This is a genomic window from Escherichia sp. HH091_1A (assembly GCF_030295175.1).
Classification (GTDB): Bacteria; Pseudomonadota; Gammaproteobacteria; order Enterobacterales; family Enterobacteriaceae; genus Escherichia; species Escherichia coli_F.
Map to the genome: position 1 here is coordinate 2,053,137 of NZ_AP025747.1, position 16,186 is coordinate 2,069,322.

The 16,186-nt window shown below is 48.7% G+C and carries 16 protein-coding genes, 2 tRNA genes and 1 pseudogene; 7 read left to right on the forward strand and 12 right to left on the reverse strand.

The window, feature by feature from the left end; genetic code table 11:
* Nucleotides 1-92 precede the first annotated feature (92 nt).
* The 4 genes from QUF14_RS10195 to QUF14_RS10210 all read left to right on the forward strand — a co-directional run bounded on the left by QUF14_RS10195 (nucleotide 93) and on the right by QUF14_RS10210 (nucleotide 2,399).
* A tRNA-Val gene (locus QUF14_RS10195) sits at nucleotides 93-169 on the forward strand.
* Between the two features lie 4 nt (nucleotides 170-173).
* A tRNA-Val gene (locus QUF14_RS10200) sits at nucleotides 174-250 on the forward strand.
* 107 nt (nucleotides 251-357) lie between these two features.
* The gene (locus QUF14_RS10205; RefSeq protein ID WP_000212657.1) at nucleotides 358-663 is read left to right on the forward strand and encodes a monooxygenase; all 306 of its coding nucleotides are present in this window, start codon (nucleotides 358-360) and stop codon (nucleotides 661-663) included.
* A gap of 125 nt (nucleotides 664-788) precedes the next feature.
* On the forward strand, nucleotides 789-2,399 hold the full coding sequence (locus tag QUF14_RS10210) for an FAD-NAD(P)-binding protein (protein ID WP_000716889.1): 1,611 nt from the start codon (nucleotides 789-791) through the stop codon (nucleotides 2,397-2,399).
* 5 nt (nucleotides 2,400-2,404) lie between these two features.
* Here the strand turns inward: QUF14_RS10210 and ydhT are convergent, their stop codons facing one another.
* The 7 genes from ydhT to fumD all read right to left on the reverse strand — a co-directional run bounded on the left by ydhT (nucleotide 2,405) and on the right by fumD (nucleotide 8,812).
* On the reverse strand, nucleotides 2,405-3,217 hold the full coding sequence (gene ydhT, locus QUF14_RS10215) for a protein YdhT (protein ID WP_100733782.1): 813 nt from the start codon (nucleotides 3,215-3,217) through the stop codon (nucleotides 2,405-2,407).
* A 3-nt stretch (nucleotides 3,218-3,220) separates the two neighbouring features.
* Nucleotides 3,221-4,006 carry a thiosulfate reductase cytochrome B subunit gene (gene phsC, locus QUF14_RS10220; protein WP_001069973.1) on the reverse strand — a complete coding sequence of 262 codons (786 nt, stop codon included), beginning with the start codon at nucleotides 4,004-4,006 and terminating at the stop codon, nucleotides 3,221-3,223.
* Nucleotides 4,003-4,671 (reverse strand): 4Fe-4S dicluster domain-containing protein, encoded by a 669-nt coding sequence (locus QUF14_RS10225; RefSeq protein ID WP_050486602.1) that lies wholly within the window; start codon nucleotides 4,669-4,671, stop codon nucleotides 4,003-4,005. The genes phsC and QUF14_RS10225 overlap by 4 nt, the downstream gene beginning before the upstream one ends.
* A 63-nt stretch (nucleotides 4,672-4,734) precedes the next feature.
* Nucleotides 4,735-5,385, reverse strand: coding sequence for a YdhW family putative oxidoreductase system protein (locus QUF14_RS10230; protein WP_024212173.1), 651 nt, complete (start codon nucleotides 5,383-5,385; stop codon nucleotides 4,735-4,737).
* 12 nt (nucleotides 5,386-5,397) lie between these two features.
* Nucleotides 5,398-7,500 (reverse strand): aldehyde ferredoxin oxidoreductase, encoded by a 2,103-nt coding sequence (locus QUF14_RS10235; protein WP_001273493.1) that lies wholly within the window; start codon nucleotides 7,498-7,500, stop codon nucleotides 5,398-5,400.
* Nucleotides 7,501-7,520: 20 nt separating this feature from the next.
* Nucleotides 7,521-8,147 carry a ferredoxin-like protein gene (locus QUF14_RS10240; RefSeq protein ID WP_001070240.1) on the reverse strand — a complete coding sequence of 209 codons (627 nt, stop codon included), beginning with the start codon at nucleotides 8,145-8,147 and terminating at the stop codon, nucleotides 7,521-7,523.
* 455 nt (nucleotides 8,148-8,602) lie between these two features.
* Complete coding sequence (gene fumD, locus QUF14_RS10245; protein ID WP_000528342.1) at nucleotides 8,603-8,812, reverse strand: fumarate hydratase FumD; 210 nt, start codon at nucleotides 8,810-8,812, stop codon at nucleotides 8,603-8,605.
* 354 nt (nucleotides 8,813-9,166) lie between these two features.
* On the opposite strand from fumD, the pseudogene ynhH reads away from it, so the two are divergent.
* From ynhH to lpp, 3 genes and pseudogenes are all read left to right on the forward strand, one after another.
* Nucleotides 9,167-9,360 (forward strand): annotated as a pseudogene (gene ynhH / locus QUF14_RS10250) (protein YnhH).
* 7 nt (nucleotides 9,361-9,367) lie between these two features.
* The gene (gene pykF, locus QUF14_RS10255; RefSeq protein ID WP_000751442.1) at nucleotides 9,368-10,780 is read left to right on the forward strand and encodes a pyruvate kinase PykF; all 1,413 of its coding nucleotides are present in this window, start codon (nucleotides 9,368-9,370) and stop codon (nucleotides 10,778-10,780) included.
* Nucleotides 10,781-11,090: 310 nt separating this feature from the next.
* Complete coding sequence (gene lpp, locus QUF14_RS10260) at nucleotides 11,091-11,327, forward strand: murein lipoprotein Lpp (protein ID WP_000648420.1); 237 nt, start codon at nucleotides 11,091-11,093, stop codon at nucleotides 11,325-11,327.
* Nucleotides 11,328-11,390: 63 nt separating this feature from the next.
* Here the strand turns inward: lpp and ldtE are convergent, their stop codons facing one another.
* The 5 genes from ldtE to sufC form a co-directional block, all read right to left on the reverse strand.
* Nucleotides 11,391-12,395, reverse strand: coding sequence for a L,D-transpeptidase LdtE (gene ldtE, locus QUF14_RS10265; RefSeq protein ID WP_000817128.1), 1,005 nt, complete (start codon nucleotides 12,393-12,395; stop codon nucleotides 11,391-11,393).
* Between the two features lie 148 nt (nucleotides 12,396-12,543).
* Entirely contained in the window at nucleotides 12,544-12,960 is a 417-nt protein-coding gene (gene sufE / locus QUF14_RS10270) for a cysteine desulfuration protein SufE (RefSeq protein WP_000279727.1), read from the reverse strand.
* A 12-nt stretch (nucleotides 12,961-12,972) separates the two neighbouring features.
* Nucleotides 12,973-14,193: a cysteine desulfurase SufS gene (gene sufS, locus QUF14_RS10275; RefSeq protein ID WP_100733783.1), complete on the reverse strand. Its 1,221-nt coding sequence runs from the start codon at nucleotides 14,191-14,193 to the stop codon at nucleotides 12,973-12,975.
* On the reverse strand, nucleotides 14,190-15,461 hold the full coding sequence (gene sufD, locus QUF14_RS10280; protein ID WP_100733784.1) for a Fe-S cluster assembly protein SufD: 1,272 nt from the start codon (nucleotides 15,459-15,461) through the stop codon (nucleotides 14,190-14,192). Before sufD ends, sufS begins: the two co-directional genes overlap by 4 nt.
* The gene (gene sufC, locus QUF14_RS10285; protein ID WP_000948872.1) at nucleotides 15,436-16,182 is read right to left on the reverse strand and encodes a Fe-S cluster assembly ATPase SufC; all 747 of its coding nucleotides are present in this window, start codon (nucleotides 16,180-16,182) and stop codon (nucleotides 15,436-15,438) included. The genes sufD and sufC overlap by 26 nt, the downstream gene beginning before the upstream one ends.
* Nucleotides 16,183-16,186 lie beyond the last annotated feature (4 nt).

Genomic DNA, 16,186 nt, shown 5'->3' on the forward strand with positions numbered 1-16,186 from the left:
AACGGTCGAAATACCGCAGAAAAATACGTTTTGCCTCTTGCCACCTTCCCACTCTGCCGCTAATATTCGTCCCCGTTGTCACCTACAACGTTGCGTTCATAGCTCAGTTGGTTAGAGCACCACCTTGACATGGTGGGGGTCGTTGGTTCGAGTCCAATTGAACGCACCATCCTGCGTCCGTAGCTCAGTTGGTTAGAGCACCACCTTGACATGGTGGGGGTCGGTGGTTCGAGTCCACTCGGACGCACCAGATTTTCTTAATCTGGTCTTCTCCTTTTTCCCTCTGTTTCTTCTCTGTATCCAATACGTTAAAAGATTTACACTGTCTTCGTATGCGTTATCAGAAGGAGAATCGCTATGGCAACTTTGTTACAACTTCATTTTGCTTTTAATGGCCCATTTGGCGACGCAATGGCTGAGCAGCTTAAACCGCTTGCTGAGTCGATTAATCAGGAACCTGGTTTTCTGTGGAAGGTATGGACAGAAAGTGAAAAGAACCACGAAGCCGGTGGGATCTACCTTTTCACTGATGAAAAAAGCGCCCTTGCCTATCTGGAAAAACATACTGCCCGACTGAAAAATCTCGGCGTTGAGGAAGTTGTCGCCAAAGTTTTCGATGTCAATGAGCCACTGAGTCAAATCAATCAGGCAAAACTCGCCTGACAGATTTTAACCAAGGGCGGTTAGCGCCCTTTTCATCCCTGTCTGAAATTTCTCAAATTCTAAAAATTTCAACCAAACTTATCTGATAACACTAAATTCGAAAGAATGCGTATAGGTAAGTAACAATGAAAAAAATTGCTATTGTGGGTGCCGGGCCTACGGGGATCTACACCTTATTCTCGCTTCTACAGCAACAAACTCCACTTTCTATTTCTATCTTCGAGCAGGCTGACGAAGCCGGTGTCGGGATGCCATACAGTGATGAGGAAAACTCAAAACTGATGCTGGCAAATATTGCCAGTATTGAAATACCGCCGATTTATTGTACATATCTCGAATGGCTACTAAAGCAAGAAGCCAGCCATCTCCAGCGTTATGGCGTTAAAAAAGAAACCTTGCACGATCGCCAGTTTTTACCGCGAATTCTGCTGGGCGAATATTTCCGCGATCAATTTTTACGATTAGTAGACCAGGCACGACAGCAAAAATTTGCAGTGGCTGTTTATGAATCATGCCAGGTTACCGATCTGCAAATTATAAATGCTGGCGTCATGCTCGCTACAAATCAGGATTTACCCAGCGAGACGTTTGATTTAGCGGTGATCGCGACGGGTCACGTCTGGCCTGATGAAGAAGAAGCAACCAGAACGTATTTTCCCAGCCCGTGGTCAGGCCTGATGGAAGCAAAGGTCGATGCGTGTAAGGTGGGTATTATGGGAACATCCTTGAGCGGACTGGATGCGGCAATGGCAGTGGCCATTCAGCATGGTTCGTTTATTGAAGATGATAAACAACACGTCGTTTTTCACCGCGATAACGCAAGTGAAAAGCTAAATATTACGTTGATGTCGCGCACGGGTATTTTACCCGAAGCCGATTTCTATTGCCCTATTCCCTACGAGCCCTTACACATCGTCACTGATCAGGCATTAAATGCTGAGATTCAAAAAGGCGAAGAGGGCCTTTTGGATCGGGTATTTAGATTGATAGTAGAGGAAATCAAATTTGCTGATCCAGACTGGAGCCAACGCATAGCCTTAGAGAGCCTGAATGTCGATTCCTTTGCTCAAGCCTGGTTTGCCGAGCGCAAACAACGCGACCCATTCGACTGGGCAGAAAAAAATCTCCAGGAAGTCGAACGCAATAAACGAGAAAAACATACTGTTCCCTGGCGTTATGTCATTCTGCGCCTGCATGAAGCCGTACAGGAAATTGTTCCTCATCTGAATGAACACGACCATAAACGGTTCAGTAAAGGCCTTGCCCGGGTTTTCATCGATAATTATGCGGCAATCCCTTCAGAGTCTATTCGTCGACTACTGGCCTTACGTGAAGCGGGAATCATTCATATTCTCGCCCTCGGTGAAGACTACGAAATGGAAATTAATGAGTCGCGCACCGTCCTGAAAACGGAAGACGATAGCTACTCGTTTGACGTTTTTATTGATGCCCGCGGGCAGCGTCCGCTTAAAGTGATAGATATTCCTTTCCCTGGACTACGCGAACAATTACAGAAAACAGGGGATGAAATCCCTGATGTTGGCGAAGATTATACGCTACAGCAACCCGAAGAAATTCGTGGGCGCGTAGCGTTCGGCGCGTTGCCCTGGTTGATGCACGACCGGCCATTCGTACAGGGACTTACGGCATGTGCAGAAATTGGTGAGGCGATGGCTCAGGCGGTCGTAAAGCCTGCATCCCGTGCTCGTCGGCGTCTTTCGTTTGATCAAATGTAAAGCTATCAGCACTCAACAAACTGATGCTGTTCATTAAGGCGATAGCAGACTCCGGCTCGAATATTGTTTTCACCTTCAATGGCGACGGCGAAGCGAACTCTTTCGCCGTCATGATATGCCAGTGCGGCGCTTCCCCCTGGCCCGAGAATAATTGAGTCGACCACGCCCGTGCTCACTATTGTTGAATCTTCACCGCTGGCAATGATGTGTACATTGTCGCCGCTGTTGGCAATTCTGGCGTTTGCGCCAAAGCTGGCGATTTGCACCAGGTCACCATTACTGGCGACATGACACCGTTCACCCAATGTGCAAACGCGTACTCGCATTCCGGTATTCGCAATCCGACTGCTATCTCCAGCGCTGCTTATCCGCGAAGAATTACCGGTTACAGCAACCCGTGCGCGTTCACCGGAGCTGCCAATGTGACTGTTAAAGCCGACACTTCCAATCCGCACGCTATAACCCATACTGGCAATTTGCGCGGCATACCCAGCAGTTGCGATTCTGGCATTATCCTCACAACAGCCGATGCGAGCATGATCGTCGCTGCGGGCAAACTGACTGCAAAATGGTCTCTCTCCGGGATCTATGGCCAGTTTTTGCATAGAAGAAACTTCCTGATGCGCGAAGTTTTCATCCGCCAGCCATTTTTTCCACGCATACTCAACCAGACTCTCCGCCCAGTCCGTATATCCTTCCTCAATAAGTGCATGATGAATATCGGCATAACTACCGCCGCGTGGGAAATGGCGCAGGAACCAGCGATACATCACCGCTCCGATACGCCATTCTCGCAGGTCTGCTCGTGTAATGATCATTCGTTAGTGCCGGTGATAGCCATCGACCATGCTTTTAAAGGTTTCGTGTGGCGTACGCCCCGTGGTGCAAAGATAAAGATGACCGAAGATAAAAAAGAGGCTTATAAATGCCAGAGCAAAATGCGCCTGAAATAACCAGTATCTTACGCCAGGAAACACATCTCCCACGGCTTGCGGATAGAGACACAGCAGCCCCGTCAATAGTAACAACGGCAGCAATCCATACATGACACCAACATAGGCGACCTGCTGTAAGGGATTAAATTTAGACTGTGTTGTTGCCGGGAAAGGATGTTCTTCCCCCTGCATAATGCCAAACAAATAAAATCGCGTTTGTTTTGCCGCTCGCTCCAGCCAACCCTGACGACGAATGCGATAGTGGTGACCATTACCCCCAACGGCATTGATCAGAACAAAGCCGAGCCAGCATGCCAGTAACAAAAATCCGCAAACTTCATGCACCGCAACCAGACTTTTAACCGCAGTTGCTCCCACCAGCGCAAAGTGATTTATCAGCCCACTTGCCAGCAACAATACAAAGAGTAACGCATTCGACCAGTGCCATAATCTGACCGCTTTGCTGTAAAGATAAATCTTCTCACCATGATCGGTGGCTGATTTCTTCACGCCACGAGCACGAAGCAAGGCATGCAGCCCCAGCACCAACCACATCCCAACCAGCAATAGTCCGGCAATGATCAACCACACCGGCCAAAATTCGGGAGTGAACTGTGGCACATAGTTCGCCAACTGGCTCTGAAACTGTTCAGCATGTTGCGACGGGTTCATACATTTTCCTTTTTAATCAAATGTTGACCGAATCGGCGATACAGATGCGGTTTCCCGGCACCAGGTAGCTGATATTGATAATATTTATTTTCTTGCAACCACGCTTGAATTTCTGGGCTATCTTCGCGACCAAAGATCAATGCATGTTCCGGGCAGGCGCTAACGCAAATGGGCGGAAAGCCTTTTGCTAGTCGGGACTCAGCGCAGAAATCACATTTATCTGCCACTTTAGTGACAGGGTTAAGGTAGCGAACCTGATACGGGCAAGCGCCAATGCAATAACTGCAGCCGATGCACTGCGATTTTTCTACCCGCACGATCCCCTGCATATCACGCCATGACGCTCCTGTTGGGCAAACGTCGATGCAAGGAGCATCTTCACAGTGCTGGCATGACTGGCGAAAAAAGTGATACTGCGTTTCGTTGTCGTTATCGGTGACTGGAATGTGTGCTATCGATAAACGGCTTCCCTGAGCGGGGACGTGGTTAGTTTTACGGCATGCGCGGGCGCAAATATTACAGCCATTGCACCGTGACTCGTCATGAATCATGGCATACCGAACTTCCTTTTCTTGCCTCGTGTTCGCTAACAGAGAAGACGCAGAACCAGTAAAAAAGATTACTGTTCCCATCCCCAGAACAAATTTGCGTCGAGTGAAGGACATCTGATTATCCCCTAATGCAGTGGCTGCAACTGTCCACCCTATCCATGACATCTCCCTGAAATTTCAGGGGTTCTGAAACTGCTCTACCTCGAACCATTCGCATAAGCCATAAGCTTTGCCATAGGTCATAAATCGCTCGCTAAACAAGTACAACACCGCCGTCGATGACTCCACCTGCCGTATATCGGCATATTCAGGTGCAACATCCATCGCGGCGATCGCGGCTTCAATCTGCGCTTCCTGGAAGTAATATGGCGCTTGCATCAGCATGGCGACTTTGTAAGGACGAGGATACGTCTGGCACTCAAAACGAACGGCGTGTGCAATAGCGCGACAAATGTCCTGCTCCACAACTTGCAAAGACATCGCCGCGTAGTTTTCACTCATGGCCTGCGTTGAGTAATAGTAATCATCCTGGCTTCCCGTCATACACGCGATATCCGCGTAGTCTCCGTTCTGCTTAATGTTTTCCAGCAAAACTGACAGTTCCTCTTCTGCAACCGAATAGGGTGGCGAGAGAAACACGGCGCGCGCCACCAGCTGCCCAGCCGCAGAATGCTGGCGAATGAACTCTGCCAGGATTTCAGCAGGTTCTGGTTCTGTGATGTCTTCACTTACCGTATCAACGGGGTGGCGCATCCCCTGCAACCATTGCCGCTTCGCCTCGTCAATTTCGCTGACTTCCGCTAACGGCAAGACATCCTGATGGTTCATCTCACCCATTCCTTACGCAGGCAGTAGATTGTGTGCTGCCAGATCGGCGGCAATATCTTCCAGCCCCAGACGCTGCAATGTTTCGCGGGTCGGACAACCAAGCTGTGGGTCCCAGCCCATTTCTTTGTAGAACATCGTGAGCGAAGCATGCATATCGTCACGATCCATTTTGTCAGTACCTTCAGTAAAGACCGGGATCTGCGGATCCTTGTCGAATACCCAGGAACAGATAAGATCGTGTTCATTACGCATATCTTTGGTTTGCATCAGTTTTACCGTGTAGGCGCGATGCAACGTAAAGATACGCTCTGCAGCTAAATCTAATTTTTCCTGAGTCATATCTTCGCCAGTGATCGCTTTGAAGAATTTGGCTTCAAGCGCCAGATCGCCCCGATAATTACGGCTTTTCAGCGGCGAAACGGTCATTGGCCAGACCCAGTTGCACAGGGTGACGGCGTTATGCAAACAGACCCGCAACAGCGACCACTTAGCATATTTAATTTTTGCGTCATTGATTGGCGTGTAGTTTTTGGTTTCATCGTAAGCATCTTCAGAACCAAAAAGCTCTTTCGCCACTTCACGTTGCAGTTTCAATGGCAAACCGGAACCAATGAAGTTGATATGGGTATGCGTCATGCAGTCACGGTTGAACATACAGTTAACAATGGAGCCGACCTGCGCTGACGCTTCATTGGCGTGGTGAACTGGATAGCCAAACGGCGACCAGAGTTTATTTTTCGCGTAGCCCCAGTACTCTTCACCCAGATTCCAGCGTTCTGCGATAGCATATGAACCATCAGCCAGGTGACTCAGCTCACCCACACGATGCGCCAGACGGTAGTAAAAATCTTTAATGAAGTTAACGTCACCCGCTTCCAGTTGATCCCAGCGAATTTCCGCATACTCTTCAGCAGGCAGAACACGCTTGAACACCCCTTTGCTGTAACAATAGGTAAAGTCGCGATGCAGCTGACCATAGTTACACCATAGGCCGTAGTCATCGAACAGATTCAAACCAACCAGGTTACCAATCACACGACCATCGTCTTTATCTTCAAAATCTTTCGGACCGTTCGGGAAGATGGTGGTATGGACAAAGTTTGCAACACAAGTGTTACCACCTGTGCTAGGCACGCCAAACTCTTTCACCCGAGGAATATTCATTTGGGTCATACAACGGATCGGGCAAGAGTGGCAGCCGCTCATTTTTACTGTGTATTTCTCTGCCGCCGGACCTAAGTCAAAAACGGATTTATAGGTACGAAAGCCGACCGTGTTCTGATTGCCTGGCGGAATTTCCCCCGTTTCAATCGGACCACCTTCAGCCGCGCCCCAAAACAGCCCTTTACGTGCTGTCCAACGTGATTTGGGATCTGAATACTCTGCCCACGATTGCGGCGTACTTGGCACGACATGGTTGTTATTCGCACCGATAAGTTCAGTCATCATGTAATCGTTGAGACGCTTCATCTCCTGACGATCGGCAATGTTGACCCCTTTCGTCCCTTCAACCGCAATCGCTTTCAGGTTTTTCGAACCCATTATTGCGCCAGTTCCCGCACCACCGCTGTGATTACGGCTATTCAACATGCCAGAGAGAGGTACAAGGTTTTCCCCAGCCTGACCAATAGCCGCCACACAGGTTTCAGGGCTGGTCAATCGACAAATCTCTTCCGTAGTTGCGCGCGTCCCTTTTCCCCATAAGAAATCGGCTTTTTCCAGGCTAACTTTGTCATCTTTAATATTCAGCCATACCGGTGCTTTCGCTTTCCCTTCGATAATAATGACGTCGTATCCAGCGAATTTCATTTGCGCTGCAAAAAAGCCCCCCATATGGGCATCGACGACTAAATTTCCTTTGGTAAAAGTAGAAAGTGAGGTGATATTTACGCGAGAACTGCAGGGGGCACCAGATCCAGTTAATGGGCCGGTAGCAAAGACTAATTTATTCGCTTCATCGAAAGGTTTCGTGCCTGGCGGTACTTCGTCATACATAATTTTGTAGCCGAAGCCCATACCACCGACAAAACTTTTAAACTTACTGGAATCTTCGAGGGTAATATTTCCTGTCGTGAGATTGACTCTTAATATATTACCTGTCCAACCGTTAGCCATGATTTTTTCCTTTGCAAGATTCACACAGTAATATCTTTCCACTCGATAATTTTTAACGCCCCTGTTGGGCAGGCGTTTGCGCATTCACCGCATAACACACATTTCGAGGACTTTTTACTTTCGGTATTTACGGTGGCCATCATCCACGGGCATGCCGTAGTACAGGCGCTACAGCCAATACAACGTTTATGATCGACGGTAATACAGCCTTCTTCCTGTTGCCAGGTAATCGCACCAATCGGACAGACGTTCATGCATTGCGGTTCTTTACATTGACGGCAGGTGTCCGCGGTATAGTTGAGATCGCCATACAGGCCACCGCCAGAGCCAACCCCGTTGTCGCCAAAGAAATAATTGCGATGGATTTTGATGCGGGAGAAAAATGTACCTACTGAGCCATCGTTGAAGGTGGTACAAGAGATTTCACAGCGGTGGCAACCCGTGCATCGCGCACGTTGGGTCACCAGCACCCCTTTGGGTGTATTTATCAACCCTACTGTGCCGCTATCAATATCTTCCTGTTTGCAACCCAAAAGTGACAGTAACGCAGGGGCAATTGTTAGACCAGCAAGGCCTTTTCCTGATATACGCAAGAATTCTAATCGCGTTAAGCCAATATCTAATAGTGGACGATCAACCGGGTTCATTTATTTCGCATCCTCTTCGCAAACACAGTGCTGACAATTCAGCAGCCTGATATTAAGCATTCAACTAATACGCTGCTGACTCTGTCCCCAACACCAGATATTTTCCCTAACCCGATAGTGTATGAGAAAAGATTTAACGCTGATAAACTAATCCTTTATGGTTAGGAGGAAAAATAATGTGATTATTCTGAGCTCTTAACATTGATCGTTATCAATTAAAATCACAAAGCAAGAAATTATAAGTGAACTGATATTTATTATCATTTGAAATAAATTTAACTTAAGCGACAATTATTTGTGACGTTCACTACAGAAAATAAAAATAACATTAGCGCTATAAATTAAAATACATATCGAAATTTGTATAATTTCAGCAGTTGTTATTGAGAATGATTAACTGGACTGCAACTGAACTAAGAATATCAGGATGAAGCTTACCGCCTCATCCTGAATGGTCATTTAACCAGTGCGTTAATGACGGTTTCCATCGCCTGCTTTTCCAGCTCACTGCGCTGAATGCGTTTATTGGCTAATGCTGTACGTAATACGCCTGCGATAACAATATGCTTTGGTTCCTGCCCCAGATCGCGCATTTCCAGCACAACTTTACCGACAACTCTGCACATTTCTCGGTACAGTTCATCCTCTTTTGTCCGGTTTCCCATTCTTTATACCTATTTATCATGCCAACTATCAGCATATATCAATCTAACCAATTAAACAAAAACCAAACAAAATCAGACAAATAACGCGATAAATTATTTTCACTGTAGCAATTGAGCGATGATGTATTTATACACCGGATGAACTCTCACTTATCCTCACACTGACAACCCAGGCACCAGACGTTGCGCAAACAACGAGGTTTTTGCGTAACCCTTTCCCTGTAACGTTAAATCTTTGATAACAATTTATTGTCTTACAAGTTGTATATTTTTTGAAACGCTGTTTTTGTTTTCCTTTTGGATTAATTTCAGCGTATAATGCGCGCCAATTGACTCTTGAATGGTTTCAGCACTTTGGACTGTAGAACTCAACGACTCAAAACAGGCACTCACGTTGGGCTGAGACACAAGCACACATTCCTCTGCACGCTTTTTCGATGTCACCTATCCTTAGAGCGAGGCACCACCACTTTCGTAATACCGGATTCGCTTTCCGGCAGTGCGCCCAGAAAGCAAGTTTCTCCCATCCTTCTCAACTTAAAGACTAAGACTGTCATGAAAAAGACCAAAATTGTTTGCACCATCGGACCGAAAACCGAATCTGAAGAGATGTTAGCTAAAATGCTGGACGCTGGCATGAACGTTATGCGTCTGAACTTCTCTCATGGTGACTATGCAGAACACGGTCAGCGCATTCAGAATCTGCGCAACGTGATGAGCAAAACCGGTAAAACTGCCGCTATCCTGCTTGATACCAAAGGTCCAGAAATCCGCACTATGAAACTGGAAGGCGGTAACGACGTTTCTCTGAAAGCCGGTCAGACCTTTACTTTCACCACTGATAAATCTGTTATCGGCAACAGCGAAATGGTTGCGGTAACGTATGAAGGTTTCACGACCGACCTGTCTGTTGGCAACACCGTACTGGTTGACGATGGTCTGATCGGTATGGAAGTTACCGCTATTGAAGGTAACAAAGTTATCTGTAAAGTACTGAACAACGGCGACCTGGGCGAAAACAAAGGTGTGAACCTGCCGGGTGTTTCCATTGCCCTGCCAGCACTGGCTGAAAAAGACAAACAAGACCTGATCTTCGGTTGCGAACAAGGCGTAGACTTTGTTGCTGCCTCCTTTATTCGTAAGCGTTCTGACGTTATCGAAATCCGTGAGCATCTGAAAGCACACGGTGGTGAAAACATCCAAATCATCTCCAAAATCGAAAACCAGGAAGGCCTGAACAACTTCGACGAAATCCTCGAAGCCTCCGACGGCATCATGGTTGCGCGTGGCGACCTGGGCGTTGAGATCCCGGTTGAAGAAGTTATCTTCGCCCAGAAGATGATGATCGAAAAATGTATCCGTGCACGTAAAGTCGTTATCACTGCGACCCAGATGCTCGATTCAATGATCAAAAACCCACGCCCGACTCGCGCAGAAGCCGGTGACGTTGCGAACGCCATCCTCGACGGTACTGACGCAGTAATGCTGTCTGGTGAATCCGCAAAAGGTAAATACCCGTTGGAAGCAGTTTCTATCATGGCGACCATCTGCGAACGTACCGACCGCGTTATGAACAGCCGTCTCGAGTTCAACAATGACAACCGTAAACTGCGCATTACCGAAGCAGTATGCCGTGGCGCGGTTGAAACTGCTGAAAAACTGGATGCTCCGCTGATCGTGGTTGCTACCCAGGGCGGTAAATCTGCTCGTGCAGTACGTAAATACTTCCCGGATGCCACCATCCTGGCACTGACCACCAACGAAAAAACGGCTCATCAGTTGGTACTGAGCAAAGGCGTTGTGCCGCAGCTGGTTAAAGAAATCACTTCTACTGATGATTTCTACCGTCTGGGTAAAGAACTGGCTCTGCAGAGCGGTCTGGCACACAAAGGTGACGTCGTAGTTATGGTTTCTGGTGCACTGGTACCGAGCGGCACTACTAACACCGCATCTGTTCACGTCCTGTAATATTGCTTTTGTGAATTAATTTGTATATCGAAGCGCCCTGATGGGCGCTTTTTTTATTTAATCGATAACCAGAAGCAATAAAAAATCAAATCGGATTTCACTATATAATCCCACTTTATCTAAGATGAATCCGATGGAAGCATCCTGTTTTCTCTCAATTTTTTTATCTAAAACCCAGCGTTCGATGCTTCTTTGAGCGAACGATCAAAAATAAGTGCCTTCCCATCAAAAAAATATTCTCAACATAAAAAACTTTGTGTAATACTTGTAACGCTACATGGAGATTAACTCAATCTAGAGGGTATTAATAATGAAAGCTACTAAACTGGTACTGGGCGCGGTAATCCTGGGTTCTACTCTGCTGGCAGGTTGCTCCAGCAACGCTAAAATCGATCAGCTGTCTTCTGACGTTCAGACTCTGAACGCTAAAGTTGACCAGCTGAGCAACGACGTGAACGCAATGCGTTCCGACGTTCAGGCTGCTAAAGATGACGCAGCTCGTGCTAACCAGCGTCTGGACAACATGGCTACTAAATACCGCAAGTAATAGTACCTGTGAAGTGAAAAATGGCGCACATTGTGCGCCATTTTTTTTGCCTGCCATTTACCGCTACTGCGTCGCGCGTAACATATTCCCTTGTTCTGGTTCACCATTCTGCGCTGACTCTACTGAAGGCGCATTGCTGGCTGCGGGAGTTGCTCCACTGCTCACGGCAACCGGATACCCTGCCCGACGATACAACGCTTTATCGACTAACTTCTGGTCTACAGCCTTATTATCTTTAAATTGCGTGAAGCCTGCTGGCAGTGTGTAAGGCATTGTCTGAACGTTCTGCTGTTCTTCTGCTGATAGTGGTCGATGCACTTCCACATAACGCATCCCGTTAGGCTCCACAGAATATTTCACCGGTTCGTTGATCACTTTCACCGGCGTTCCCGTCCGCACGCTGGAGAACAAGGCTTTAATATCCGGTGCATTCATGCGAATACACCCTGAACTGACGCGCAAACCGACGCTGTCCGGCGCACTGGTGCCATGAATGAGGTATTCGCCATTACCATGCGCGAGGCGCAGTGCGTAACGTCCTAGCGGGTTATTTGGCCCGGCAGGAACGACGGGAGGTAATTTAATGCCACGCTCCAGCGAACGCTGACGAATGCCCGCCGTTGGCGTCCAGGTTGGATTAGGGATTTTCTGTCCCACACGCGTTTCCATCACCGGCGTTTCCAGCCCCTGCAATCCAATACCTATCGGATAGACCTGCACGATATTTTCTCCCGGCGGATAATAATAAAGGCGCAGCTCTGCAAGGTTAACGATAATCCCCTGACGCGGCGCATCAGGCAATAACAGTTGCGAAGGAATCGTTATCGTCGTACCGGGTTTTGGCACCGGAGCGATAGTGTTATTGGCTTCAAGTATCAACATTGCCGCAGTATCAAAACGTCGGGCGATGGCCTGAAGGTTTTTATCCCCTTCTTGCACCGTATACGTTTGATTTTGCCCAACCAGTCGGCTTCCGGTTGGTGGTAGCGGATAATCAACCGCCCAGGCAGCCTGGATGGTGCTAAAAGCGCCGATAAGCGTGAGTGTAAGCAAAGACGCGCGTTTCATTGTAAACCTCCTGTATTTGCCGGAGACTCACGCTGAAACGTCGGATGGCGCTTATGTTCACCTGAAACCAAAACACTCCTGTGCAGGCCAGTGTAAACATTGACCACCCGGCAATGTGAGTCAACCGGATGAAAGCTGTCCCTTTAGTTTAGCTAAGTGCAGCGGCTTTGGCGCGAATTGCGCGAATCATCGCTTCCAGACCTTGTGAGCGTGATGGGGTGAGATGTTGGGTGAGCGCCATTTTTTCAAACCACGGGCGCACATCGAAATTGACAATATCCTGAGGTGTCATTTGATCGTAAAGAATAAAGACGACCGCAATAAGCCCTTTCACAATGGCCGCATCGCTGTCGCCCTGTAATTCAATAATTCCCTGCGCATTTTGACGCATCACAATCCATACCTGACTCTGGCAGCCCTGGATGCTATTTTGCGGGCTTCTGTCTTCGTCGTGTAATTCTGGCAGACGCTGGCCCAGCTCAATAATGTAGAGATATTTCTCTTCCCAATTGGCGCAGCGTAAAAAATTACGCAGCAATTTTTCTTTATCCGGCAATACAGCCATAGTGCCTCCCTGTTATCCCAGCAAACGATGAATACGTTGCAATCCGGTCACCAGACGATCAACTTCTTCATGGGTGTTATACATGGCCAGCGACGCCCGACACATAGCAGGGACGTTGTAATAGGCCATTAATGGCATTGCGCAGTGATGTCCGGTACGTACTGCAATACCGTAGTTATCAAGAAAACTGCCGACGTCATAGGCGTGGTGTTTGCCGAGATTAAAGGCAATAACGCCAAGCCTGTTCTGTGGACCATAGAGAGTGAGATCCGGTACAGACTCCAGCTGTGACAGCGCGTAATGCATCAGATTCTGTTCATACTCGGCTATGTTATTAAGCCCCAGCCCCGAAACATACTCGAGTGCCGCGCCAAGACCAATGATACCTCCGGTATTGGGTGTACCGGCTTCAAACCGCCACGGTGCTTTAGTCCAGGTAGTGCCTTCACTCAGGCTTACGGTGGCGATCATAGAACCGCCCCCTTCCCACGGCGGCATCTCCTGCAATAAGACCTCTTTGACGTAAAGAATGCCAATCCCGGTAGGGCCATACAGTTTATGTCCGGAGAACACGTAAAAATCGCAATCCAGCGCCTGAACGTCCACCGGATGATGCATCACCGCCTGAGCGCCATCCACCAGTACTTTTGCGCCATGTTGGTGTGCAAGGGTGATCATCTCGGCCAGCGGATTTTCTGTCCCAAGCACGTTGGAGACATGGGTAATTGCCAGCAGGCGAGTTTTCTCATCGAACAGATTAGGCAGTATCTCCAGCTGCAACGTACCGTCGGGGTTGAGAGGAATCACACGCAGCTCTGCACCCACTCGCGCGCAAAGCATTTGCCAGGGAACAATGTTAGCGTGGTGCTCCATCTGGCTGATGATGATGTTATCGCCCGCTCGCACGTTGCTGTTGCCCCAGCTATTGGCGACCAGGTTAATGCCTTCCGTGGTGCCGCGGACAAACACCAATTCTTCCGCGGAACGGGCATTGATAAACAGCGAAGCACGCTTGCGCACGTTCTCCATTTTCTCGGTCGCCTGGGCGCTTAAGGTATGAATACCGCGATGCACCGCCGCGTAGCCATGACGATAAAACTCGGCCTCGGCGTCAATCACCTGGCTTGGTTTCTGCGCACTGGCGGCGCTGTCGAGATAAGCCAGCGGCAAACCGTTTACCTCACGAGAAAGCACCGGAAAGTCGGCCCGCACTTTGTCGACGGAAAAAGTCATCTTGCACCTCCTGGCAGTCGTTGACCGATTCGGGCCAGCACCTGCTGTTTAAGCCCCTCATCACGCAGTGCTTCCGTCAGTTCGGCAGCAAAGGCGTAAATGATCATCTGCTGGGCATCCTGCTGATTGATCCCACGCGAGCGCAGATAGAACATCTGTTCATCATCAATACGCCCCACCGTCGCGCCGTGGCTGCATTTCACATCATCTGCATAGATTTCCAGCTGCGGTTTCGTATCCACTTCTGCCAGTTTGCCCATCAGCAGATTATTGTTGGTCATCTGACCATCCGTTTTGATGGCGTGCTGCGCGACGTTGATCAAACCGTTAAATACCGCGCGGCCTTTGTCGCTGACGATAGTTTTGTGCAACTGTCGGCTGTTACAAAAACCTTTATTGTGTTCCAGCCAGGTACGGGTATCACACACCTCGTTTTTCACCGGCATCACCAGACTATTGATCCGCAGCGTGCTGTTTTCGCCATTGAGTTGCGTACTGGTGTTGTGTCGTAATACTGCGCCACCCAGCAGGAAACTGTGGCTAAATGCAGTGGCATCGTCAGCCAGCAACAAATCGTTATGGGCAAAGTGGTGACTGACCGGGTTTTCAAACGCCAGCTTGATATGCTGCAAGTGCGCGTTCGCTGCGACATTGATGGTAAAGCGCGCTCCGGTGAAATGACGAGCATCATTAAGGCTGACAAAATGTTCGATCACCGTCGCTTCGGCACCTTCCGCCAGATCCAGATGATGTCGGTAATGGGCAGTGTTCACCTCTTCACCTGCCACGCCCTGGGTAATATGCATTAACAGCAATGGCTTTGCCGGTCGTTGACCGCGCTTCACGGCGATATGCGTCACGCTTTGCGCCAGGCTTTCCGTCAGATGGAGAAATACTTCCGCCTGAATAGCATCGGGCAATCCCTGACGATCGTCGTTAATGCTCACTTCATACCCGCTGCCTTCAGTTGTATCGCTAAGTTCTGGCACGTAGCGTCCATCAACATAAACCAGCCGCACGGCGTCTAACGTTAACGCTAAGGCATCACGCTGCTGTGGGGATATCTCCCCCGCAATACTGACAAACTGGCTATTGGTCAGCCCTTCCAGCGGCGTATATTTCCAGTTTTCATGTTTACGTGTCGGCAGTCCGGTACGCAGCAATTGTTGTAAATGCTGCTGTGCTTGCGGTGAGCGTTTCGCTCCGTCAGCTTCAAACAAGTGATGCCACTGTTGCAGCGCGTTACTGCTGTTCGGTAAGCCAGCCATAGCCCTGCTCCTCCAGTTGTTTGACCAACGTGAAATCGCCGGATTTCACAATTCGTCCCTGATACAGCACATGGACGTAATCAGGCTTGATGTAGTCGAGAATGCGTTGGTAGTGCGTAACAATGATGAATGAACGCTTGCCGTCACGCAGCGAGTTCACGCCATCGGCAACCACTTTTAATGCGTCAATATCCAGCCCGGAGTCCGACTCATCAAGAATGCATAACTCCGGTTCCAACACCGCCATTTGCAAAATATCGTTGCGCTTTTTCTCGCCGCCGGAAAAACCAACGTTTACCGAACGCGTTAATAAATCTTCCGGCATTTTCAGAAGAGCGATTTTCTCTTCCATCAAATCCTGAAAATCAAAGCGGTCGAGCGTTTCCTGGCCGCGATAGCTGCGCACCGCATTAAGTGCCGTTTGCAGGAAAAACTGGTTACTGACGCCGGGAATTTCCACCGGATACTGGAAGGCCATAAAGATGCCTTCACCTGCACGATCTTCCGGCGACAGCGCAAGCAAATCTTTGCCTTTGAACTCAACCGTGCCGCCCGTCACCTCATAATCTTCTCGCCCAGCAAGCGTTGCCGATAAGGTACTTTTGCCAGAACCGTTTGGCCCCATAATGGCGTGAACTTCGCCGGGACGAACGTCGAGGCTTAACCCACGCAGGATAGCTTTATCTTCCACGCTGACGTGTAAATCTTTAATACTTAACATGTTT